This window comes from Amphritea sp. (assembly GCF_016744155.1).
Taxonomy (GTDB): Bacteria; Pseudomonadota; Gammaproteobacteria; order Pseudomonadales; family Balneatricaceae; genus Amphritea.
This window is the reverse complement of record NZ_JADGEW010000019.1, coordinates 19877-42811: the sequence shown is the minus strand read 5'-3', so window position 1 is coordinate 42811 and position 22935 is coordinate 19877. Positions and strand designations below refer to the sequence as shown.

Sequence of the window (22935 nt, the reverse complement as noted above, 5' to 3'; positions counted from 1 at the left end):
TAAAATGAAAAAGGAAGTGATTGTTGCGGGAGCTTCTCCCGATTCTGGGAATCTAGGCGTGTCAGCATTATGCCGATCTGCAGTCGAAAGCATTTCAGAAAATATTCCGAAGTTAGACGTTAATATACTTGATTTTAAAAATGGTGTGCGATCCGGTGCTTATAAAATGCATGGAGGTGGATTTGCTAATTTAATAGGGGCGAATCTAAGTAAGAAAGTATATAAACAATCGGCATACTCAAATATAAAGTTTTTCCTGGATAAAGGCTTGTCAGTAAATAAAACAGTCGGTGCTTTTTTGAAAACTAGCTGCATCTTAGATGTTAGTGGTGGCGATAGTTTTACTGATATGTATGGGCAGAGACGTTTTGAGCAAATTGCGTACCCAAAAGAGATGGCAATAAAAAATGGTATTCCGTTAATTTTGTTACCCCAAACATTTGGCCCGTTCAAGTCTGAAGAAAATTTAAAAAGGGCTGTTAAAATTATAAAGGCTTCTGATCTTGTATTTGCTAGAGATAAATATTCTTATGCGTATTTAAAAAGTATCTTAAAAGAAGATTTTGATCTAGAGAAAATCAAGTTAGGCGTCGATATGGCGTTTTTATTAAAATGTAAAGAAAACACATTACTGGCTAGAAGTTTAGATAAGGAGCTTTTTGGAATTAATGTAAGCGGCTTACTATATAATTCAGATGAAGATATAAAATCAAATTATGAAATAGATCTAAATTATAAGCAGCTAATGAAAAACATAGTTGAAAATGTTTTGAATGAAAGTGATGGTCGTATTGTTTTAGTGCCGCACGTTATAACAGCCGATGTTGATAATTTCGAGTCAGATGTACGCGCCTCTCTTGATTTGAAAGAAAGTTTATCTGGGTCGCATCAAGAGCGAGTAGATATTATTACTGGTAGCTATGATGAACAAGAAATTAAATATGTAATATCCTGTTTAGATTGGTTTTGTGGTTCTAGAATGCATGCCACTATTGCTGCCTTATCTACAGGAGTTCCTACAGTAAATATTGCCTATAGCGGTAAATCTAAAGGCGTGTTTGCAAGTGTTTCTCAAGAAGAGAAAGTGCTTGATGCGAGAGATATGACGGGCGAGGAACTGCTTTTAAAAATCATCAATGAGTGGCGTAAACGAAAACAAACTAAAGAAGAGATTGCAGCCTGTTTACCAGAGGTAATAACTGAAGCTAAAACTCAATTCCAGATTATATGCGATAGAATACTTAAGTATTAATGGTGAGTATGTGAGCATTATTAAAAATGGAAGTAGTATTGCTTTAAGTCAGGGAGTTGTAGCGCTAAGTTCATTAGTTCGAAATATTATTATTGCTAGGATAATATCGCCCGAAAATTTTGGTGTTGCCAGCCTTTTTGCATTGCTAATAACTTTCTTGGAAATGATGAGCGGTATGTCAATTGAACGACAAATCGTTCAGTGCAGGGTTGAGGGGTTAAAAGATTTCATTGGTACCGTCCATTTACTAGAAATTGTCAGAGGCTGCCTTCTGTCGCTTGGTATTTTTTTGGTGGCTGATTTATATGCATCATGGTTTAATTTATCTGATCTAGGCTGGGCATTTAAAATGCTAGCAATAGTGCCTCTATTGAAAGGATTCATAAATTGGGATATTGCAAAGCAACAAAGAGATATGCTGTTTGTAAATACAGCACTGGTAGATTCAATTCCTCAAATCATCACAGTCCTGATATCATATCCGCTAGCGATTTACTTTAACGACTATCGTGTCGTACTTTATATTCTGATATTTCAAGTCTTCATTAATGTTACCTTAACGCATATTCTATCTAAGCAACGTTATTACATTAGTTTGAATTTTAATTGCATCAAAAGAGTTTTTGGTTTTGGTTGGCCTCTACTGTTGAATGGGTTTCTGATTTTCCTGGTCTTTCAAACAGATAGAATGATAATTGGTAAAGTATTTAGCTTAGAAATGCTGGGTTACTTTAGTGCCGCCTTTGCAATGACAATAATGCCATCAATAGTTATAGCAAAGATTTATAGTATAGTTTTTCTACCAATATTATCGCGTTCGCAAGAGCAAGGGCAGGATGAGGAACCCTATGTTATGTTGCGCATGTTACATCTGACATTACTTACAGGGTTATATGTGCTTTCCTTTATGATTTTGTTTGGAGGAGAGGTCTATATATTTGCATACGGTTCGGAGTACTTTGAGGGTAAAGTTTTCATGGTGCTTCTAGGTATAATGCATAGCATTAGGATAATCAGAATTGGGCCTACTATTATTGCTACCTCGAGAGCGCAAACAAAAGTTATCATGAAGTCGAATGTGGTGAGGTCTGCTGCAGTTTTATTATCCCTATGTTGGATTATAATGGGAGGTGGGATTGTTGGAGTGCTTGTAATTGGCATTTTTGGTGAAATTTCAGCACTTTATTACCAAGTTAATCGTATTAATTATGGTTCTAATGATGCTTATTTAAAGAAGGCATTGAATGTGCTGATTTCTATTGGTGTTGCTATAGGCATATCCATATATATATATAGCGCTTTCTTTATGATAGTAACTGTTATTGGTTTTCTAATATATCTTTTGTTTTGTTCTTTTTGTTTGCTAGTTTGGCTTTATGTCTTTGATAGTAGTGTTAAATTCAAAAATATTTTTTGAGGTTTTTAATGAATAAAGTGTTCTCGTATTTCTTTAAAAAAGCATTGTTCTTAAGGCTTTCAGTGAAGTTTTTGATACGTGATACGACATCGGAGATGTCTACAGTTATTGTTCGACGGTTTTATAGGGAGTGCTTCGATATAGACATTGGCTTATATAGCTATGGAATAATGAAGATGAAAAATCTACCTAGAGGTCTAGTGGTTGGTAGGTATGTCTCGGTCGCTGACGGTGTGCAAATATTTAGACGAAATCATCCAATGAATACTTTTACACAGCATCCATTCTTCTATAACAGTAAGTTGGGATATGTTGAAAATGATACAATAATGAAGGATTCAGAAAATCCATTAATTATTGGCCATGATGTTTGGATTGGTGCAAATGTAATAATATTACCGTCTTGCTCCTCCATTGGCGATGGCGCGGTTATAGGTGCTGGTTCAATAGTTACCGATGACGTGCTTCCATATTCTATAAGTGCTGGTAATCCGTGCAAATATATAAAAATGAGATTCAACGATGAAACTATAGATAGCCTAAAAACATCAGAATGGTGGAAGATGTCAATCGAAAATTTAGTTCAGAAAAAAGATTCGTTACCTTTATGATTTTCTGGCTAAAATTTCATTGATGGTTATATCTATGTTTGTCAGAGGCTATTTGTCCAAATTTGGTGTTCGGTATTGTACTAAATACCTAGCTTGTGAATGATAATGTTAATAGTGTTTTTTGTGTAAGCCTATATCCATGGTTTTATATTAGATGCTTTAAGTGAATGAGAGGCTAGCGTGGGACGGGTCAAAGGAATAGACGATGTTATATCAGGTAATTTGTGTTCAGGTTGTGGGGCCTGTAGTGCTGTATTCCCTGATACATATGAAATGGTTGATGATATTCAGGTTGGACGTAGACCAAAAATAATTGGAAGCGACATCCGTAGTCATCAGAATAGTCTAGATATCTGCCCGGGTGGGCAACTTCACGATAGTGATGGTCGCAATGGTACGGATGGTCTCTGGGGAGAAGTCATAAAAGTATATGAAGCATATGCCAGTGATTCCAGTATTAGGAATAAAGGCTCAAGTGGTGGGGTATTAACCGCTTTGTCCTTATTTGCCGTTGAGGAAGGAATTGTTGACGGCGTTGTAAACATACAATCAGACCCTAAGTCGCCTATTAAAAATTTGTCTACATTAAGTGAAAATAAAGATTCGATTATCGCTAGTGCAGGTTCGAGATACATTGCTTCAAGCCCTTGTGAAGAGCTTAGAGCTGAGCCCAGTAAGAAAAAAAATGTTCTGTTTGTAGGTAAGCCTTGCGATAGTTATGCTGCATCCCGTTTGAAATTAAATAATTATGACCATCTTCACACTATAGTCTTAAACTTATCCTTCTTTTGTGCGGGCACACCTTCTTATACAGGCAATGCAGAATTAATTAAAAAGGAAGGGTTGTCTCCAGAAAATATCTCTTCATTGAAGTTTCGGGGTAACGGGTGGCCAGGTTTGTGGACGGCTATAAGTGACAGCGGAGAGTCGAAAACTTTGACTTATCATGACTCTTGGGGCTATCTGCAAAAGTATCGCCAATGGAGATGTTATATTTGTCCTGACCATACGGGAGAGTACTCCGATATATCAGTCGGCGATCCTTGGTATAAAGGGGTTGATTCTGATAATGAAGGCATGTCCTTGGTTGTTATTCGAACAAAAGCTGGTGCTGATTTTTTTGATGAAGCCGTTAGGAAGGGAAGAATCACAATATCAAAACAAGATAATCAATTATTGCCATTATCTCAGCCTAATTTAGGTAAAGCCAAAGGCCAGGTTTGGGGTAGACTAGTTGCCATGCGGTTATTGGGAATGGAGATACCTATCTATTCAGGGTTTAATCTATTCTCAATATGGAGCAGTGAATTGTCCTTTAGAGATAAGCTAGGCTCAATATTCGGAACAGTTAAACGACTTATAAAAAAGAAATTATACTGTTCTTACTCTGTAGATAAATGATTATATGAATAAACTTTACGTTTACTTTCTCACCATAGCTGTTTTCTTGCCTACATCATTTTCGTTTGCATTGGGCTCTTTACGTCTGAGTTCATATAGAGTTGTTTGTATCTTTATATTTATTGTGTTTTTTTCGAAGATATTAAAAACTTTCAGGGGAGGTTTTTTTTCACCTCAAGTGTTGATCTGTTTATATGTTTTTTGGGTTTTTCTGGCGATAACAGTTAATCATGGTGTTGGGTATGCGATAGAAGCCGCGGGTGTTCACTTCTTAGAGACATTTGTTCCGTTTATTGCAATATTTATGTATTGTTCATCCACTAAGAATATCTATAAGTATGTTCGATTTATTATCTTACTATTGCTGTTAATGCTATTAGTAACTATACCTGAGACTTTAACTGGTTTTAATTGGTTTAGAACTCTGACTGATGCATTGACTGGCGGCTATCATAGCCATATAGATAAGCGGATGGGTTTGACTCGATCCTTAGGTACTTTCGATCATGCGATATTGTTAGGCGTAATAAGCGCTTCGATGATATCCATGGCATTTTTTGTTTATAGTTTTAAAAAAGCTGTTGTCATATCTTTGTGTGCAGCGCTTTCGTTATCATCCGGCGCCATGGCATCTATTAGCTTCCAGTGGATTTTGATCACCTGGAGTAAGGTTTTCAAAAGAAATAGCAAAAAGTGGATGATGTTTTTTATACTATTTCTAGTCATCTATATTTCAATTGATGTTCTCTCGAATAGAACACCTTTAAAGGTTATGCTTCATTATTTAACATTTAGTGCACACACTGCATATTGGCGTATTTTGATATTTGAATATGGGATACAAAATGCAATTAGCAATCCATTTTTTGGAATCGGTTATAACGATTGGGTTAGGCCTAGTTGGATGTTAAGTGGGAGTATGGATAATTTTTGGCTTGTGAATATGGTTAGATATGGTTTTCCTAGCTTTATTTTATATGCTGGTTCCGTTCTTTCTATCTTAGTATCTTTGTTTAGGCTTAAAGTAGAAGATCCAGATCTGCTCAAGTTAAGACGAGGCTGGTTAGCCGGAATGGCAGGGTTAATTGTCAGTGCAAGCACAGTCCATTTATGGAATAATGCGTATGTTTTTTTTAATATGTATCTTGGTCTAGGGCTGGCCCTGCTTTATCAATGTAAGAGAAGTTCTGGTATAAATAAATGATATACGACCTTTCTATTATTATAGTTAGCTGGAATACTAGCGAGCTTCTTAAAGCTTGTCTCGGTTCAGTTTTTGAAAAAATATCCGATATTGATTATGAAGTTATTGTTGTTGATAATTTTTCAAGCGATGATTCAGTTTTAATGGTTGAGGAGTTCTTTCCACAAGTTAAATTGATCAAAAGCGACGAGAACCTCGGGTTTTCAGGTGGTAATAATATAGGAACTAAGGTCGCTAGTGGAAGAAATATACTGTATTTGAATAGTGATACACTTGTTGTTGATGATTCTGTACAGAGAACATTTGATTTCTTAGAGAGTGATGCCGATATTGGAATGATATCATGTAGAATTAATAATACTGATGGGACTCTACAACCGAACTGCTCCCTTTTCCCGTCTATTTTAAATATGCTTCTTTTTGTATCGGGTCTTTATAAGATTTTTAAGAGTAACAGATTCTTCGGTCGTGAAAAACTCACTTGGTGGGCTTATGATAGTATTAGAGAGGTAGATGTTTTATCTGGTTGTTTTATGATGATACGTAAAGAGGTTATCGTTAACTCTGGACTGATGGACGATGTTTTTTTTATGTATTACGAAGAAACTGATTGGTGTTTTCGGATTAAGAACAATAACTGGAAAATTGTTTATATTCCCTATGGCGGAATAATTCATCATGGTGGGGGGAGTGCAGCCAAACTTGGAGCTACCCGAGCGAATATTAAAGATAAGTCTGCATTAATTTACATGAAAAAAAACTGGGGGTACTCAAGGTTCATTATTGGTGCAGTACTTCTACATGTTTTTTACCTGTCTAGATTACCGCTTGCGTTCTTGCTTGATGTTTTTAATAGTAATGAAATATCTAAAAGCAGGTTGTCTAATCATTTATCTGGTTTGAAATCTTTATATGCGATTTTTTTAAACGTGCACAAGGAAAAGTAACATGCATAAAAAGAAAAGTTTAATTGTTATTGCTCCAGGTGCATGTAAAGAAGATGTGGGTGAGGTCTTTTTAGCATATAAATGGATTGAAGTGCTATCTAAAACTTTTGACATTACTCTATTAACTCTAGATTTGAAAACAAAGCATCATATTGCTGATAATGATTTGCCAATAAAGATTATTCGCTTTGAAGATAAGGGGATGTTTTCAGGTTTCGAGAGGCTTAATAGTATGATGAAGCCTTGGTATGTTTCTTTTTTTAAGGATTGTAGAAAGTGGTTAATAGATAATGTCGTTACTGGTGATGTGAATTGTGATTGGGTTCATCAGTTTAATCCCTTTGCTATGCGCTTTCCTTGTCCAGCAGTGGGCTTAGATTTAAAATATTCAATTGGGCCTGTGGCTGGTGGATTGAAAAATATCGATTCTTTCAAGACCGAAATGGGCGGTGTCCCCTTTTATACAAAGTTTAGAAATTTTGACGATTTATTTGGGCGATATGCTCCATATCTTAAGAAGTCATATAACGGAGCTGATTTTATTTTGGCTGCAGCCCCCTATGTTGAAACAATCATCAATGAGCGTTTCGACAGATCTAATGATATCACTGTGATCAACGAGCACGGTGTTGATGTTGTTACTCCGGCAGAGAGACGCTTTGACTCGCCTCAATTAAAACTACTTTATGTTGGTCGGGTTGTACGATCGAAAGGTCTTCGTGACCTTATCAGATCTTTTAAATATTTAGATCAGTCAAAATTTACTTTACAGGTTATTGGTTCCGGTGATGATCTAGAAAACTGTATTCAGGAAGCTAAAGATAATAATTTCTCGAACATAGTTTTTCATGGAAAGCTCAATAGAGATGAAGTTGATGGCTACTATAAATCCTCTGATCTTATGGTTTTTCCTAGTTTTCGAGAACCTACAGGAGGCGTTGTAATTGAAGCGATGTCATTTGGCTTGCCACAGATCGTGTGTGATTTGGGTGGTCCTGGTTCAATAATCAACGATGATATTGGTTTAAAATTGCAGGTTACCAACCCTTCTCAATTTCCTCGTGATATAGCGAAAGCAATTATGAGTTTAGATTCTAATAGAAAGATGTTGATAGAGTATCAAAGTAACTCACTATCTTTTTGTACTGATAATTATCTCTGGCCGAATAAAGTTGGGCAGTTTGCTGAGTTGTTATTAGATAGAATTGGGCGCTGATAATTTTCACTCTTTAAAATGAAAATTTCTTTAAGTTAATATTGCCGTATGTGTCGCGCGCTGTTTTTTAATATTCAGTAAGTTTGGATGCGTTCTGTTTATTGTCTGCTGATGCAATCTATATTTGTATTTCCTTTCACTTCACTATTACTCTTCATTATCATTTTAAAGTCTGTAAGGCTCTCTATGCTTGGTATTTCACTATTAGTCCTAATGCCTGAGAATAGTCGTTTTGATGTGTCGTCTTTTAACTGAGTAACAAGTTGAGTGTTGCTAATGTTATACCAGCTTTGTATGCAGTAAACTTTAAGCATCGTCGTAATTGGCACAGGGCCTTTGTAGCTGGCCTTTACTTCATTTTCGAGCTTATCCCAGTTGATAGTATTCGACATTCTTTGTAAGAGCCTATCTCCATAGAATTCTATATTGGTAACGGGGGTGGCTTCCATTCGAATACTAACTGGTATCGGTTTTATTGTCGATGAAGTGCCGGTCCTATTAGAATTAGGCAGGTTGCCACTGTTGCTGGCGTTTCCGTCGCTGCTGGTGCTTCCGCTGCTTCCGCTGTTGCTTCCGCTGTTGCTTCCGCTGTTGCTTCCGCCGCCTCCGCCGCCTCCGCCTCCGCCGCCACTTATACTAGGCGCTGGAGAGTTGGGAGTTGATTCAGAGTGAGCCTGCACAGACCCATTGTCAGTTCCATCGATTGAAAGAGGTATTGTTTCATTAGTAGTGGGTATTGAAGCTTCAGTTGCAGGTAGTGTTTCAGCAGGCGATGGCGTGTCGGTTGAAGGTGGTGTTTCTACAGGCAGTGTGCTTTCTGTGGGCGCGTTTAATTGTTTTTTTATATTGCCTAAGCATTTTGATTTTCTGCTGATAATAGAAGACCAGTGTGTTTCTACTGCTGAGGTAGTATAGAAGTATTTCAGTTTTGTGCCGTTAATGTGGGAAAACCTATAAGTATCCGCTTCGGCTTTTATACACATATTGCTTTTAGTAGGATCCGGGCCCCAAGTCTTTTTATAATAATTACAACCGGTGTCTCGATAAGCATCGCATTCGGCAATGTTTTCACGATAATCGGGCGGTGCGCAAACATCATTGTTTGTTGATATTCCGTAGTCTTCAAGGCGAACAACATAACTAATTAGAGGTTCAATATTGAGTGCGTTGCATGTTTCAGGAATAAGAACCATTACTGCAGCCATTGATCTTTGTGGGCCTGCGGCTACGGGCATATAATTTGATCCTGGAAGGTTTGCTGGACCATCAATTAGTCCATAAGGATCGCGAAGAGTCTTTTTCCCATGTATAGGGTTACATATTCCTAATGCACCTGAATAACACTGTGATCTGAGCAAGTTGTCCCAGTATGCATTTGCGCCTCCTTCATCTCCCCAGAGATATTCATTTCCAATTCTGTTAACTTGGTTTAGTTCATGAGGTCCTGTGTTTCCTTCAAATGCTGTTTCAGTTGTAAATATTAGATTCTGGAATTCTTGGTTTCTAGTCAAAGTGGCGTATAAGACTGCTGGGAGGATCTTTCCAAGGTGTTGCCCAGCCCCTGAACCCCAGTGCCGTGCACCATTGTTGCCTTTGTATTTAGAATAAAAAAGATCTTGTCCGTATGTTAGCATTGAAGATATCGCTACATAATAATCGTCATCTCTATAGGTGCTTGAGGTGCTTAGTAGCTGCATGATATCTGTGTTGTATTGTTCTGCTAATCCGGCACCATAATCATCCGCGATAATATGAGCTCTAAAAGCTCGGCCTGCTTCTGAATAGTATTGTCCGCTTGAATTCATCAATGTGTATATAGCGGTATTATGTCGCCACCTTGCTGCAATTTCCGCTAGTTCGCTATTCGTTGCGGGCGTTCCGAAGCTGTATGTAGGTAAGTCGTATATGTATTGGATGGGAAAGTTTGTAGTTGATTTGTATTCGCCTGAAATTTCAGGTCTTAATAGATATTTGGTATTACCTTCTGGTTTTCTAGGTAGTACTGTTATTTGGTTATATGCATCAACACACATACCTTCAATTCCACGGGTACCGCATTTTCCAGTCGAGCTCTCATTACGTTTTTTTGCAGCTAATATGCTTGCTTGCACGGATAGTGTAATAGGTAATGATTTGGTTATGTCTTCATCTACAAAATAATTTCCGTATTTGTCTTTATCGCCTAATAGTCCAGTTCTTTCTAAAAATGGGTTTCGATCTGCGCTTATTGTGCCATTTCCACTAATATCAGTAATTGTTATGCTTGTATCTCCATCCGCTGGTGCGACCCAGTAATCTCCATTTCCATACTTCCCACAGTAGGGCGAAGCATCGGGTGTTTCTGAACTAAAGCGCCACCGAAAAATGGCGTCTTCAGAGCCTTTATTGTTGACTGGACTAGCCTCGATGCGTACTGTTATTTCGTTTCCTGTGCAGTAAGGAGTATCAGGGCTTATCGTACAGTCACAATCAGCTGATACATATTGTGTATATGTCAATAACATTGTTAAGCTAATGGCTTTTAAGCTGCTACCTGTTGTATATAGGCTGTTCATATTGTGGTCTTTTGTGGTTTTTCATTGGTCGTATGATGGTGATAAATAAATGATATCAATAATTATTCCTGCACATAATGAAGCGTCAGTCATTGCTCGTTGTTTGTCAAACTTATATGAAGGAATTGCTGCTCAAAGTGTGCAGGTTATCGTGGCTTGCAATGGGTGCTCTGATAATACGGCCTCTATAGCAAGAAGTGTGGCGGGTGTCGAGGTGCTCGAAATATCTAAGCCTTCAAAAGTAAATGCTCTGAATGAAGCTGATCGACATGCTTCGTATTTTCCTCGCGTTTATCTTGATGCTGATTTAATGGTTAGTGGTGCTGACATTATTAAACTTGCTTCTAGCTTTCAATCCGATGATAGTTTGATGGTTGTTTCCCCATCTATGTCTTTGAATGACTCGTGTTCAGGTTATCTTGTTAGGTCTTTTAACAAGGTATGGACCTCTATGCCTCATTATGATCGGCGCGTAGGTGGTCTTTTTGTTTTATCCGAAAAGGCTCGTAATAGTTTTATTGAGTTTCCTGATGTTATTGCTGATGATGCTTTTGTTAAACACACTTTTTCTGAGCAGGATATCTTACATAGGAAGGATGTCTCATTTGAATGTATTTCTCCGGTTGGTATTTGGGACTTAATCAAGATTAAATCGCGTTCTCGATATGGAAATAAGCAGTTGCTTAGAAAGTTTCCTATGTTAAGAAAGGTTAGTAATAATGGTATCTCAGATCTTTTTGATTTTTTGAAAAAGAATCCCTTTGACCTTATATCGATAATTATTTATGTGTCTGTGCAATGTTTCACGATTCTTCGTGCTCGATATTATTATTCAGAATCTAAAAATACTATTTGGGAGCGGGATGAATCATCAAGAACCTAGTTTCTGTATTTGTTCATATATACTTTATTGTTTGCATCGAGGAATGTTTAATTGACTAAAGCGCTATTTGTATCTTCGTCTGGTGGTCACTGGGTTCAAATGTGCCGATTGGAGCCAGCGTTTAGTGATTGCGAGCTTATATATGCGTCGACAGAGCGAAGCTATCATCAACATCACCCTGATAATGCTTTTTATTATATCCCTGATGCCTCTCGTTGGAATAAGCTACGGCTTCTGTGGCAGGCTTTTGTTGTGTTGATAACGTTATTAAAGGTTCGACCTGATGTAATCATTACAACAGGTGCTTCCGTTGGCCTTTTTGCGTTATTTTTTGGCCGAAAGCTGGGCTCTAAGACTATATGGGTTGATAGCATCGCTAACTGTGATACTCTTTCTTTGAGTGGGATTAAGGCTAAAAAATATGCAGATCTTTATCTAACGCAATGGGAACATCTTGCTGATGATGATGGCCCACTCTTTGCCGGGTCTGTAATATGATTTTCGTTACGGTAGGCACACAATTACCATTCGAACGGCTAATTCAGGTAGTTGATGACTGGGCTTCAAAAAACCCTAAAGTTGAAGTTTTTGCTCAAATTGGTCAGACTCGTTATGTAACAACAAACATCATAACCGTTGTTAGCATGACACCTGATGAGTATGAACAGAAATTATCTGAAGCGGATGTTATTATTGGTCATGTAGGTATGGGAACTATTATCTCCGGTGTTAAGTATGGTAAACCTCTCATTCTTATGCCACGACATGCCGATAAAGGTGAGCACCGTAATGATCACCAGCTATCAACAGCAAAGCAATTCGGTAAATTATCGCTCGTTAGTGTTGTTGATAGCTACAAAGAACTTGAGCTTGCCATAGAGCAAACTTTTAAAGTTAATGCTGAAGCACCGGGTGAAGATGTTCTAAGTGTCTCTGCCACGTTGATCAATACAATATCTAATTTTGTTAAAGGGATTTAAATGGCTTCTGAAACCCAGGAAGGTAGTATACGTGTATTTGGTTTGCCAGTGGTGTTATCTCTTCTCGTATTAATACTGCTTCTGTTCTCAGAAAGCCTATATTCTTTGGTTCTTGAATGGTGGAATAGTGAAGAGTATGGGCATGGGCTGTTTATGCCTTTTATAGGTGCTTATATTCTTTGGTCTAAAAGGGGTGAGATTAGTCGTTTGCCTCTGCGGTCGGCAACATCAGGAGTCATCTGCTCGTTTTTAGGTTTAACGCTATATGTTTCAGCAGTGCTAGCCGATCTCGAGTCAGTTAAACATTATTCCTTTATTATTGTGCTGACCGGTTATGTTCTTTTTATTGGTGGTTGGGCGCTGTTTAGAATAGCTCTGGTGCCTTTAGCTCTATTGGTGCTCGTAATTCCCTTGCCGTATCTCTTGATCTCTTCATTGACTGCAGGGTTACAGCTAATCTCATCTGAGATGGGTACCTGGATGATACGTGCTATGGGAATACCTGTTTTTCTAGAGGGTAATATTATCGACCTTGGGGCTTATAAGCTTCAGGTTGTTGAGGCCTGCAGCGGGCTTCGCTATCTTTATCCGCTGATAAGTATTGCTTTGATCGTGGCATATTTCTTAAGAGCTCCACTCTGGTTTAAAGCTTTTCTGATCGTATCGACTGTTCCCGTGACCATCGTTATGAACAGTCTTAGGATTGCTGTGACGGGTTTGCTAGTTAAGAGTTTTGGTGTGGCCGCAGCAGAGGGCTTTTTGCATGATTTTGAAGGCTGGGTTGTGTTTATGGCTGCCTTCTTAATCCTTATTGCTGAAGTATGGCTTTATAAACTGATATTTAAATCATCACAATCTATATTTGATCTTTTCGATTTTGGTGATGACTCTGCTAACAATGCGTATTCGCCTATTCGTTTTTGTATATCCATGATTAAGGTGGTTTTCTTTGTTATTCCGGTTGTAGTGCTCGGTGGTTTAGCTAATTACTATAGTGTCAATGAACAAATAATTATCCCTACTCGTGAAAAGTTTAACTCCTTTCCTATGCGTATCGGTAGTAGCAATGTAGATCTATCGTACTTGGAACAGGAGGTATTAGATATTTTAAGAGCTGACGATTACTTTCTGGGTTCGTACCGTGATAGTAGCTCTGAAGAAGAAGTAAATCTTTATATGGTGTATTACGAACAACAAAAAGATGGCAGTGCACTGCACTCGCCGAAGGTGTGTATACCGGGTGGGGGATGGGTTGTTGCTGATGAAAGTGTGGTTGAGTTTAATTATCGCGCGACTGGTGAAACTAAAGCTGCTAATCGGGTTGTTATTCGTAAAGGAGAATTCACGCAATTAGTATATTATTGGATTGATCAGAAAGGTGTGAGTTATACCGATGAATATCTTGCCCGAGCTTCGCTCATATCAAGCGCGGTATTTGACAAGCGTTCTGATGGTGCTTTGATCCGGGTAAATGTATTGGTTAACAATGATGACTTTGATAAAGCTGATATGAAGTTACAGAACTTTATAAGAGATATGGCAATTTACTTACCTGATTTTTTGCCGCAATAATTAGTTTGTTTTCTAGGTAACGGCGATTTTGTTGCTTTTATGGAGAGTTATTATGTTTAAGTCAAAGTTTCGTGTTCTGTTTATGGCTGTTGCTGTTACCTTGGCCGGTTGTGATTCACCGGATGAGAAAGCTCAAGCTTATGTTGATAGAGCTAAGGATTTCTTGGCAGAAGGTAATTACGAAGCTGCGCATATCGAATTCAGTAATGCGATGCAGGTTAATCCAAATAATATTGAAGGGTTGTTTCTTCTTACAAAAGTATTCGAAAAAAACAAAGAGTGGCCTAAGGTTTATCGATACTTACAAAAAGTGCTGGAGTTAGACCCGAATCATATCGATGCTATTGTTGCGATAGGTAATCTAGAATTAGCGGGCCAGCAGCTAGATAGTGCCATTAAACGGAGTGATAAAGCGTTAGCATTAGCGCCAGACTCTGTTGATGTTCGCGCTTTCAGAGCACTGTTGTTGTTTAAAATTGGTGATCTAGAGGGGGCAGTTGCTGAAGCTCAATTTGTCTTATCTAAGGAGCCTGAAAACGTTGAAGCGATTATGGTTCTTGCCTCAGAAAGACTTGAGTCGGAAGATCCACAAGGAGCTATTAGTTTTCTTGATGGGGTAAGTAAGAGTGATGATCTGCTGCTTCATGTCATGAAAATCAAAGCCTTCAATAGCATGAAAGATCTTGACGGTGCTGTTGTGGTGTTTAATCAATTGATAGAGCTGGAGCCGGAGAAAGACGAATATTACTTTGCGTTGGCTAAGCAGTTTATCTCTTTCGAAGAATTTGATCGCGCGGAAGCAACTCTGAGAAGATTGGTTAGTCAGGAGCCTAAAAATAATCAGGCAAAGCTTGTATTGGTAGAGTTTATTAGCAAATTTAACAATCAAGAGGCTGCAATTCATACGTTGAGTGAGTTCTTACAAGCTCAACCCGAAAATCATGAGTTAGGCTTCAATCTTGTAAACAGGCTTCAACAGACAGGTGAAATTGAACAGGCTAAAGCTCTTTTGGAAGAGATTGCATCCAAAGATGATAGTGGTGAAATGGTTTTAAAAGCTAAAAACCGATTAGCGATCATAGCGTTTTCTGAGGGGGATCTCGAAGAGGGGGGTAAATATTTGCAGCAAGTGCTGGCTGCAGAACCGAATAATGCTGAGGCCGTTGTTACAGAATCAAAGCGCTTGTTAGTTGAGAATAACGCTGAGCAGGCTATATCAAAACTCAGAGCTGTTCTTAAGTCCAGCCCTAATTCCCCGGCCGTTCTTGGGTTATTAGGTAGAGCGCACGAACAGCAAGGCCGTACTGAACTAGCATTAGACCAGTATGCAAAAGCTTTACGGGCTGATGAGACATACCGCCCAGTTGTTCTTTCCTATAGCAGTTTATTGGTTAAGTTAAAGCGTTTCTCTCAAGCTGAAGATATTCTAGGCCGTTTTCTAGCTGGAGCGTCGTCAGATGTAGATGCATTGAAAATGATGGCTCAAATTAAATTGACACTTAAAGACTGGGAGGGCGCTCATGTAATAGCCCAGCAGCTCGAAAATATTGAGAAGGGGGCCGCGGAGCGGATTCGAGGGGCAGCGTATCTCGGATCTAAGCAGTTTCAGCAAGGTGTAGCGTCTTTTGAAAAAGCCTATGATATGGCTGAAGATAAATCTCTTCCAATGGTTACTCTCGTGCGTTCTTATGTCGCAACCGGGAAAATAGAAGCTGCTGAAAGTTTTTTACTATCTGTTCTAAGTATCGATTCAGATAATTATACGGGTAAGTCATTACTAGCTCAGTTATATGCTTTTGAGAAAAAAACAGACTTAGCCAAATCTACATTTGAGTCTGCTATTGAGATACAGCCTGGTAATGTCGATGCTTATGTAAAACTGAGTGCCTTTTTGTTGGGGCTTGATCGCGCACAGGATGCCATAGCTGTGCTGCAATCAGGGCTTGCGCATCTACCTGACAATCTCATGCTTTCTTTGAATCTAGCTAGTATTTACCAGGCCAGTGGTGATTTACCAAAAGCAATTGAGCTCTATTCTTCCATACTAAATCAGCACCCTGAAACAGATGTGGCCGCTAATAACCTTGCTGCTATCTTGAGTGACACTGATGAGTATTTGGATCTTGACCGTGCTAAAAAACTTGCTGCGCGATTTCGTGATTCCGAAGTGCCATACTATCAAGATACCCTTGGTTGGATAAATTATAAGCGTGGAGAGTTCAATGATGCGCTTTACTTCCATGAGAATGCAGTAAAATCAATTCCTGAATTTGCAGAATTTCGTTATCACCTAGGTATGTCTTATAAAGCTGTAGGTGATATTGAGAAAGCGCGTGCAGAGTTAGAGAAAGCGATATCTCTTTCTGACGATGATGTAGTGTGGGTAGCTTCTGCTCGCGAAGCTCTTAAGGGCTTATAATCAATTGTCTTTCCAGAATGCTGTGAAAGGGAGTATTTAATTGTACGAAGAATTTTATGGCTTCACTGAAAAGCCATTTACATTGCAAACGGACCCCAGCCTTTTGTATATGGGGAAGTCGCACACTGCGGCTTTTGCGATGCTGGAATACGGCTTGTTAAATCAGGCTGGTTTTAGTGTGATTACCGGTGAGATTGGTGCCGGTAAAACGACGTTAGTCGCCCGGTTGCTAGATTCGCTAGATGAAGATCAGACCGTTGGCTTACTAAATAATACCCATGAGAATATGGGTGAACTATTGCCCTGGGTATTGCATTCTTTTGGTCAGGATTACTTAGCTGAAAATCAAATTGTTCAATATGATCAGCTTCGGTATTTTCTTAATGTGGAGTATGACGCGGGACGACATTCAATCCTTATTATTGACGAAGCTCAGAACCTGTCGATCGAACTGCTTGAGCAGTTAAGAACCTTATCTAATATAAACTTTGGTGCCCGCCAGATTTTACAGATTGTATTGGTTGGGCAACCAGAGCTTCGCGATAAACTTAGGCACCCTAAGTTAAAGCAGTTTGTTCAAAGAGTGGCGGTTGATTACCACGTACCGGTGCTTAGTCTTGAAGAGACGGTCGAGTACCTTGAGCATCGTATGCTTCTTGCTGGAAGGAAAGAGCCGCTATTGACTGCTAAGGCATGTCATATGATGCATTTTGTGAGCGGTGGGGTGCCACGAATTCTTAATGTGGTATGCGATACTGTTTTGTCATATGGTTTTGCAGATCAGCAGCTGAATATTGATGAGGTGTATGTGCGTTCTGTACTGAAAAATCGAGCTGAGGGTGGTTTGTTAGCACTGGGGTGTGAGCCTAAAGTGATGCGTAAGCGTTCTCAATCGCAGTATGATGAGTGATATTTAGTTGCCGGCTGTCGGTTTTTCTTACAGTATCAAAATATTGATATGTGGCGTTGAAGAATATTCCATTTATAACAATGGCTTGTGATTATTGGTGTGTATTTTGCTTGCCTTCGTATAAGGCTGTTTTACAAGGGTTGTGTGAAGAGAGTGCATATCGAGTGGGATTTTACATCGTGAAAAGTATTGAACGGACATTAAAGGCGCTGGTAATAATAGCGGTTATTAGTGTCGGCGCTGTGCAGTCTGCCAGTGCAGCTTCCCTATCGCTTTTTGATGGTACATCTGTTGGCTCTGTTGATGCTATTTATGCATCAGCTAAGCTTAAAAATAGCGGAGAAAAAACTGAGCTGGCATGGGTTCAGAGCTTTTTTGTTGATGAGATTGCTTTTGATGGAAAACTGAGTGCTGGTGATATGTCTTGGCTTGATGTCTACGAGGGCGGCTCAAAGAGCACTGATGTTTTTGCTATGGGAATTGACGACAGTGTTGAATTCTATTTGGTTAAGACTGGTAATGGTAGTTCGTTAGCTGGCAGTCCAACACATTTCCTTTTTGATAATGCTGAGTCATCTAGTTGGGCGGTTATTAATTTGGCTTTGATGGGATTTAACACTTCAAAGGTTAGCATCTCAAAGATTAGCCATGTTACGAATTTTGCATCTGTTGCGGTTGTACCTGTACCGGCTGCTTTTTGGTTGTTTGGATCAGCTCTATTTGGTTCGTTGGTGATGTTTAGAAGGCGTCGGAATCAATAGGATTTAAAAAAAACCGCCAATAGGCGGTTTTTTTATGTTTTAAAAAAACATACCAAGAAGTTAATCCTGAGTAATCTCGTATTTTTTCATAAGATCGTACAACGTTGGGCGCGATACCCCGAGTAGTTTAGCCGCGGCAGAAATGTTCTCTGTCATAGACAGGGCTCTTGTGATTGCGGAGCTCTCAGCCTGTTTACGGGTGTCCTTAAGGGAAATTGCTAGCTCGCTCTCTCCGTCAGGGGTTTGTAAATTAAGCTCATCAGCCCCAAGATATTTGTTATTGCACATTATAGAGGCTGTTTTTAGGCGGTTTTCCATCTCTCTGACGTTGCCTGGCCACTCGTATTGTTCTATGGCTAACAGAGCATCGCTGGTGAAACCTTTGATTTGCAAGTTATTGGCTTCACAGTATTTTTTAAGAAAAAACTTTGCTAGTAGGGCTTTGTCACCGATTCTCTCCCGCAGGGGGGGGATGTTTATCTCCATCTCACAGATTCGGTAATACAGGTCTTCTCTGAATAAGCCTTCAGCTGACATTGCTTTCAGGTCTTTGTTGGTGGCGCAGATAACCCGCGTATCGATTTCAATTTCAGTGGTTCCGCCAACCCTTTCTATTACCCTTTCCTGTAAAAAACGTAATAATTTCGCCTGTAAATTAAGCGGCATATCGCCTATCTCATCAAGAAATAGCGTGCCCTTATTGGCGGTTTCAATTTTGCCTGCTGTTCGTTTTGCGGCACCACTAAACGCGCCTTTCTCATAGCCAAATAGCTCACTTTCTATCAGATTTTCTGGAATAGAAGCGCAATTTATGGCCATAAAACGATCGTTTTTTCTTTGGCTGTGATTATGTAATGCTTTGGCTAGTACTTCTTTACCTACTCCGCTTTCGCCTAGCAGTGTGCAGGTTATCTCTGTCGGTGCCAGTTTTTCTATGAGCCCACATATCTCTAGCATCTTAGGGTCGGTGGTAATAACGCCTAGCAGGCAGTCACTATATTGGCTTTCAACTTTCCGGTTGTGCTCTTCAAGCTGATGAACTCGTAAGGTTCTTTCAATTATTAAGTCCAGAGTGTCTGTGTTTACTGGCTTATGAAAAAAGTCATGGGCGCCTAATGAAATAGCTTTAAGGGCGTTTTCCTGCTCTGAGCGCCCTGTCATGACAAGGATCTTACAGTTCGGGTCAATATTTAAGATTTCCTCTATGCAAAGCATTCCTTCCGTTACCCCATCGGGCTCAGGTGGAAGTCCCAGATCTTGAAGAACAATTGAAGGTTTGTATTGCTTTATTGCTGCCACGGCTGCAGAGCGATTATCTACAGCAATAATTTCATACTGATCAAAGTGCCAGCAGAGTTGGCTTTGTAAGCCCTGATCGTCTTCTACTATGAGAATTACTGGGGTATCTAAGTTGTCTTCCATAACCTACCTCTGCATTACGTTAAGGGTGAGGCTGAAGGTTGTGCCCACGCCAACAATGCTACTAACTGAAATATGTCCGTCAAGCTGCTGGATGTAATCTCTTGTCAGATAGACTCCGATTCCCATTCCTTCAGCTGATTTTGTAGACTCGAACGGCTTGAACAGTTTTTTGTTTATAAACTCTTGGTCCATTCCCTTACCTGTATCTGATATTTCGATGAAAGCTTCATTCTCTGCGGATGCTAACTTTATGCTTACTTTGCCAGTATTAGGTGTGGCATCTTGTGCATTTTTAATTAAATGGGATATAGACATCATCAGGCGATCACGATCTGCATTGATGAATACTTCTGGCCCCTGGTGCTCAAATGTAGGTTGTGGCGATAAGGCTTCACTATGTGCCATTGCGGACTCTATTATTTCAGCCACTGAGATTTTTTCTACATCCTCAGGTTTGTTACTTCGCAGTTTAAACAGCAGGCTCTTCATTCTTTGAACGGAGTTACTGACTGTGCGAATAGTATCGGCTACGAATGCAGGATTCTTAATATGTTTTTCTGCGTTCTTTACGACAAGGTCTTGCTGTGCAATAAGGTTGTTGAGGTCATGCATAACAAATGAACTGAGTTTGTTATAGAGATTTAATTGCCTTTGGTCTTCAATCTTTTCTTCTTGCTGATGTAGTTTCAAATAACTGGCGAGCTGGCTACCAATGGTTTTAACCAGGTCCAGATCTTCCCAGGTGGGCTGTGTGTTGGATGATTTACGGGTTAGCGCGACGAAACCAACCAATTCATTGTTGGTAATGAGCGGCACGAGTAGCCAGAGGTCGTTAATCTCTTTGCTCCATCCAGGTAGTTCATCATTAAAGTTAGCAATAATTTCCTTAGGGTTTGCCTCAGGAAAAAATACCCATTCATCATTTAGCATTCGGTTACAAAAATGGGAATATGAACTTTCCTTTAAGTGTTCGGGAAAGGTCTGCTGAGTATTATTGAACACAGGAATATAGTCGTTTTCTGATTTTATCCAGATGATGCCCGCCGGGCTCTGGAATGTATCGGCCAAGATGGAGTACGCAAGCGAGTACGGGCCGTCTTCATTCTGCCCTTGCGATAATAAGTCACTGATTCTTTTCCATTCTTTTCTGTAATCATATTTGTGACTAAAAAAGTGTTTGTTGATTAGTACTACTATTCTTGCGCGAATCTGGCGGGATGCAAAAAAAGTAACGATGAGAAATACAACGCTGAAAGAGATGAATATGTAAGCAATGGTGCTCCATTCATCACTAAATACTTTGACATAATATCCACCTAGAAAGACAAGCGTAATAAACAGTGCTGAGGTGACTAATGTTGAAGTATAAAATGCAGCGGTGTGAGAAAGCTGAAAATGGCTTTTTTCAGCTTTGTTTTGATCTGTGTTTAGGAGAGTGACGCCTACAGCCATCATGAAGCAAGCGGCTAGATAGACAGATGCTCTTATTTGAGATGTGGTTGTGTCGTGCCCGCCTGCGATAAAACTGAAACTGTGATAGAACAGATCATAGAACAACAAAATTCCTAAGCTGATACAAAGCACTTTTATCTGACGGTCGTAACGGCAGATCCGGAATAGCTGTTCGATACTTGAAAGGGTGATGACTGTCAGGCTAAGCGCAACCAGGCTGCTTAGCGAAGTACTTAGGGGGATTTGAAGAACGACGGTTACAAATGTCGATAGCGTAATCATCCAGCAGAACCAGAATAGCCATTTCTGTTTACGGTGTAGGCTTTCAGGAATGCCGTCAGGTAATGAGCGTGATATCGCTAATATCCAGATGCTGTAATGCATACTTTCAAAAAACAGATCTAATTGTGAAGATATAGCCGAACCAGAACCTGAAAAGTCGGGAACCAGATTAAATAGCCAGAAGGAATTGAAAAGTGCTGCCAGAGTGAGAGCGTAGCCGCTTTTTCGTCTATAAAATTGAATGATAAAGACGAATGCTAATATGACGGAAATGATACTGGCGCTCAAATAAGCGGCTATTAAACTCATTTACCTTTGCCCTCTCATCGCTCATGGCTGTGTTTATCGTTCAACATTCAACATGTTACTAATAACAGTCAAAACGATTGTTTATTAAAGCTTTGTTAAGTCAGATGGCGCTGGGTGTTTGTTGTATTGCGGTAGTTTGTTACTTTACATGAACATTGATCTATTTATCCATATAGATTGCGTCTGCTTTGAGTAAAACAAAGAGAGTTAATTGCGTTCGTAGATAACAGGTTATTTGTTGAAAGATAACATATTTGCGTTTGCGGATGTAGTAAATGTACTTCATGAATCACGGATGGTGACTAATGTGTATTCTACGGATAGTGGGCAATCCATAATCTAGATGCTGTGATTAAGTCCTGCATATTCACCGGTATCGTTTATCAAAGCGATTCGGTGCCAATCGATATCATCTGTTCTTTATTGATTATTTACACCCTTTTCAGGCAGGCTGGTGGATCGATCCTGCGTTCGAAGCATATGATCTACGCGAGTACTCTTCGCCAGAGCAAACAGCATTGCCGACTTACAGTTGTTCTTCATCAAACCTCGGTAGCTCTCATTAGAAAAGCCAGTCGATCTGCGTTTCTATAGATCAGATACACTGTCTGGAGGGTCTTGGTAAGGCTGAGTCAGGTTGGCCAAGATTCAGTCGGGTTTCTATTTGGGTGGCTTGATATTGCTCGTCAGAGCTTAAACATGGAGGTGTTTAGGCGTCGAGGTTATGGGCCGATCGCTTCGCTTGTCCGAGGTCTGAATAAACGGGTTAACGGTTCGATACTAGATGTAGGGTCGGCGCTTTCTGGGTGTTTGCAGTGATAAATTTATTACATGCTAAGGGCTCCCACCGGTTAAATCTCCAAGTAATTGTTCTGTTTTTTTTCGCATGAGGGCTTACTTTCTACAAAGGTAAGAATCTTTACCCTCAATAGATTGTTTGATCTGGCAGTTCGTTATGCTGATTTCAAGGTGAGTTTTTCAGTCTCTATTTCTTTGTATTTCCTCGATTGGGTTAATAACTATTGGTATACTTAATCTCACATCTGAGCGATTGTTAATATTCAGAATCGCTGCAGCTCGTGCCTGCTAGGTATACAAAAATACTTTCTAATATAAAGGTTTAGCATGACGAGCAAAGTAGCGCTAATTACTGGTGTGGCAGGCCAGGACGGCTCTTACCTTGAGGAGTTGCTGCTTGAAAAGGGTTATGACGTTCACGGAACTCATTACCTTGCGTGATGGTTTGGCAATAATCTATGTATGGTTCATACAGCATTAGGATGATTTTCGGGGTTAACGTCTGCTAACCGTTGAGGGTGAAGAAGCCCACAGAGGCAGGGGC

At 39.6% G+C, this 22935-nt stretch carries 16 protein-coding genes and 2 pseudogenes; 15 read left to right on the top strand and 3 right to left on the bottom strand.

The features are described from left to right. Positions 1 to 4 precede the first annotated feature (4 nt). The 7 genes and pseudogenes from QZZ54_RS13800 to QZZ54_RS13770 all read left to right on the top strand — a co-directional run bounded on the left by QZZ54_RS13800 (position 5) and on the right by QZZ54_RS13770 (position 8048). Entirely contained in the window at positions 5 to 1252 is a 1248-nt protein-coding gene (locus tag QZZ54_RS13800; RefSeq protein WP_290703276.1) for a polysaccharide pyruvyl transferase family protein, read from the top strand. Positions 1253 to 1262: 10 nt separating this feature from the next. Next, the gene (locus QZZ54_RS13795; RefSeq protein ID WP_290703275.1) at positions 1263 to 2669 is read left to right on the top strand and encodes an oligosaccharide flippase family protein; all 1407 of its coding nucleotides are present in this window, start codon (positions 1263 to 1265) and stop codon (positions 2667 to 2669) included. 353 nt (positions 2670 to 3022) lie between these two features. After that, a pseudogene (locus tag QZZ54_RS13790) lies at positions 3023 to 3202 on the top strand (DapH/DapD/GlmU-related protein); the annotation flags it as partial. 258 nt (positions 3203 to 3460) lie between these two features. Then, on the top strand, positions 3461 to 4681 hold the full coding sequence (locus tag QZZ54_RS13785) for a Coenzyme F420 hydrogenase/dehydrogenase, beta subunit C-terminal domain (protein WP_290703274.1): 1221 nt from the start codon (positions 3461 to 3463) through the stop codon (positions 4679 to 4681). Positions 4682 to 4685: 4 nt separating this feature from the next. Next, positions 4686 to 5885 carry a hypothetical protein gene (locus QZZ54_RS13780; protein WP_290703273.1) on the top strand — a complete coding sequence of 400 codons (1200 nt, stop codon included), beginning with the start codon at positions 4686 to 4688 and terminating at the stop codon, positions 5883 to 5885. After that, the gene (locus tag QZZ54_RS13775) at positions 5882 to 6832 is read left to right on the top strand and encodes a glycosyltransferase family 2 protein (RefSeq protein WP_290703272.1); all 951 of its coding nucleotides are present in this window, start codon (positions 5882 to 5884) and stop codon (positions 6830 to 6832) included. The genes QZZ54_RS13780 and QZZ54_RS13775 overlap by 4 nt, the downstream gene beginning before the upstream one ends. Before the next feature lies 1 nt (position 6833). Then, a complete protein-coding gene (locus QZZ54_RS13770; RefSeq protein WP_290703271.1) occupies positions 6834 to 8048 on the top strand; it encodes a glycosyltransferase family 4 protein in 1215 nt (404 codons plus the stop codon). A 98-nt stretch (positions 8049 to 8146) separates the two neighbouring features. Here the strand turns inward: QZZ54_RS13770 and QZZ54_RS13765 are convergent, their stop codons facing one another. Beyond that, entirely contained in the window at positions 8147 to 10603 is a 2457-nt protein-coding gene (locus QZZ54_RS13765; protein WP_290703270.1) for a transposase, read from the bottom strand. Positions 10604 to 10652: 49 nt separating this feature from the next. Between QZZ54_RS13765 and QZZ54_RS13760 the strand changes: the two genes are divergently transcribed. From QZZ54_RS13760 to QZZ54_RS13730, 7 genes are all read left to right on the top strand, one after another. After that, complete coding sequence (locus QZZ54_RS13760) at positions 10653 to 11486, top strand: glycosyltransferase family 2 protein (RefSeq protein ID WP_290703269.1); 834 nt, start codon at positions 10653 to 10655, stop codon at positions 11484 to 11486. 51 nt (positions 11487 to 11537) lie between these two features. Further along, positions 11538 to 11984 carry a UDP-N-acetylglucosamine--LPS N-acetylglucosamine transferase gene (locus tag QZZ54_RS13755; RefSeq protein ID WP_290703268.1) on the top strand — a complete coding sequence of 149 codons (447 nt, stop codon included), beginning with the start codon at positions 11538 to 11540 and terminating at the stop codon, positions 11982 to 11984. Then, positions 11981 to 12466, top strand: coding sequence for a glycosyltransferase (locus tag QZZ54_RS13750; RefSeq protein ID WP_290703267.1), 486 nt, complete (start codon positions 11981 to 11983; stop codon positions 12464 to 12466). Before QZZ54_RS13755 ends, QZZ54_RS13750 begins: the two co-directional genes overlap by 4 nt. Beyond that, positions 12467 to 14038, top strand: a complete 1572-nt coding sequence (gene xrtD, locus QZZ54_RS13745) for a VPLPA-CTERM-specific exosortase XrtD (RefSeq protein WP_290703266.1) — start codon at positions 12467 to 12469, stop codon at positions 14036 to 14038. 52 nt (positions 14039 to 14090) lie between these two features. After that, on the top strand, positions 14091 to 16457 hold the full coding sequence (locus QZZ54_RS13740) for a tetratricopeptide repeat protein (RefSeq protein ID WP_290703265.1): 2367 nt from the start codon (positions 14091 to 14093) through the stop codon (positions 16455 to 16457). A 40-nt stretch (positions 16458 to 16497) separates the two neighbouring features. Continuing rightward, positions 16498 to 17367: an AAA family ATPase gene (locus QZZ54_RS13735; protein WP_290703264.1), complete on the top strand. Its 870-nt coding sequence runs from the start codon at positions 16498 to 16500 to the stop codon at positions 17365 to 17367. Positions 17368 to 17546: 179 nt separating this feature from the next. After that, complete coding sequence (locus QZZ54_RS13730) at positions 17547 to 18128, top strand: VPLPA-CTERM sorting domain-containing protein (protein ID WP_290703263.1); 582 nt, start codon at positions 17547 to 17549, stop codon at positions 18126 to 18128. 60 nt (positions 18129 to 18188) lie between these two features. Here QZZ54_RS13730 and prsR read toward each other — a convergent pair whose 3' ends face one another. Both prsR and prsK read right to left on the bottom strand, forming a co-directional pair. Then, complete coding sequence (prsR, locus tag QZZ54_RS13725) at positions 18189 to 19550, bottom strand: PEP-CTERM-box response regulator transcription factor (RefSeq protein WP_290703262.1); 1362 nt, start codon at positions 19548 to 19550, stop codon at positions 18189 to 18191. Positions 19551 to 19553: 3 nt separating this feature from the next. After that, positions 19554 to 21593 carry an XrtA/PEP-CTERM system histidine kinase PrsK gene (prsK, locus tag QZZ54_RS13720; protein WP_290703261.1) on the bottom strand — a complete coding sequence of 680 codons (2040 nt, stop codon included), beginning with the start codon at positions 21591 to 21593 and terminating at the stop codon, positions 19554 to 19556. Between the two features lie 1125 nt (positions 21594 to 22718). Here prsK and QZZ54_RS13715 point away from each other — a divergent pair. Then, positions 22719 to 22814 (top strand): annotated as a pseudogene (locus QZZ54_RS13715) (GDP-mannose 4,6-dehydratase); the annotation flags it as partial. Positions 22815 to 22935 lie beyond the last annotated feature (121 nt).

Bases quoted from the DNA above. Each gene is read 5' to 3' on its own strand.
- QZZ54_RS13750 (WP_290703267.1), top strand. From the start codon at position 11,981: ATGATTTTCGTTACGGTAGGCACACAATTACCATTCGAACGGCTAATT.
- QZZ54_RS13760 (WP_290703269.1), top strand. From the start codon at position 10,653: ATGATATCAATAATTATTCCTGCACATAATGAAGCGTCAGTCATTGCT.
- xrtD (WP_290703266.1), top strand. From the start codon at position 12,467: ATGGCTTCTGAAACCCAGGAAGGTAGTATACGTGTATTTGGTTTGCCA.
- prsR (WP_290703262.1), bottom strand. From the start codon at position 19,550: ATGGAAGACAACTTAGATACCCCAGTAATTCTCATAGTAGAAGACGAT.
- QZZ54_RS13775 (WP_290703272.1), top strand. From the start codon at position 5,882: ATGATATACGACCTTTCTATTATTATAGTTAGCTGGAATACTAGCGAG.
- QZZ54_RS13780 (WP_290703273.1), top strand. From the start codon at position 4,686: ATGAATAAACTTTACGTTTACTTTCTCACCATAGCTGTTTTCTTGCCT.
- QZZ54_RS13740 (WP_290703265.1), top strand. From the start codon at position 14,091: ATGTTTAAGTCAAAGTTTCGTGTTCTGTTTATGGCTGTTGCTGTTACC.
- QZZ54_RS13770 (WP_290703271.1), top strand. From the start codon at position 6,834: ATGCATAAAAAGAAAAGTTTAATTGTTATTGCTCCAGGTGCATGTAAA.
- QZZ54_RS13765 (WP_290703270.1), bottom strand. From the start codon at position 10,603: ATGAACAGCCTATATACAACAGGTAGCAGCTTAAAAGCCATTAGCTTA.
- QZZ54_RS13800 (WP_290703276.1), top strand. From the start codon at position 5: ATGAAAAAGGAAGTGATTGTTGCGGGAGCTTCTCCCGATTCTGGGAAT.
- prsK (WP_290703261.1), bottom strand. From the start codon at position 21,593: ATGAGTTTAATAGCCGCTTATTTGAGCGCCAGTATCATTTCCGTCATA.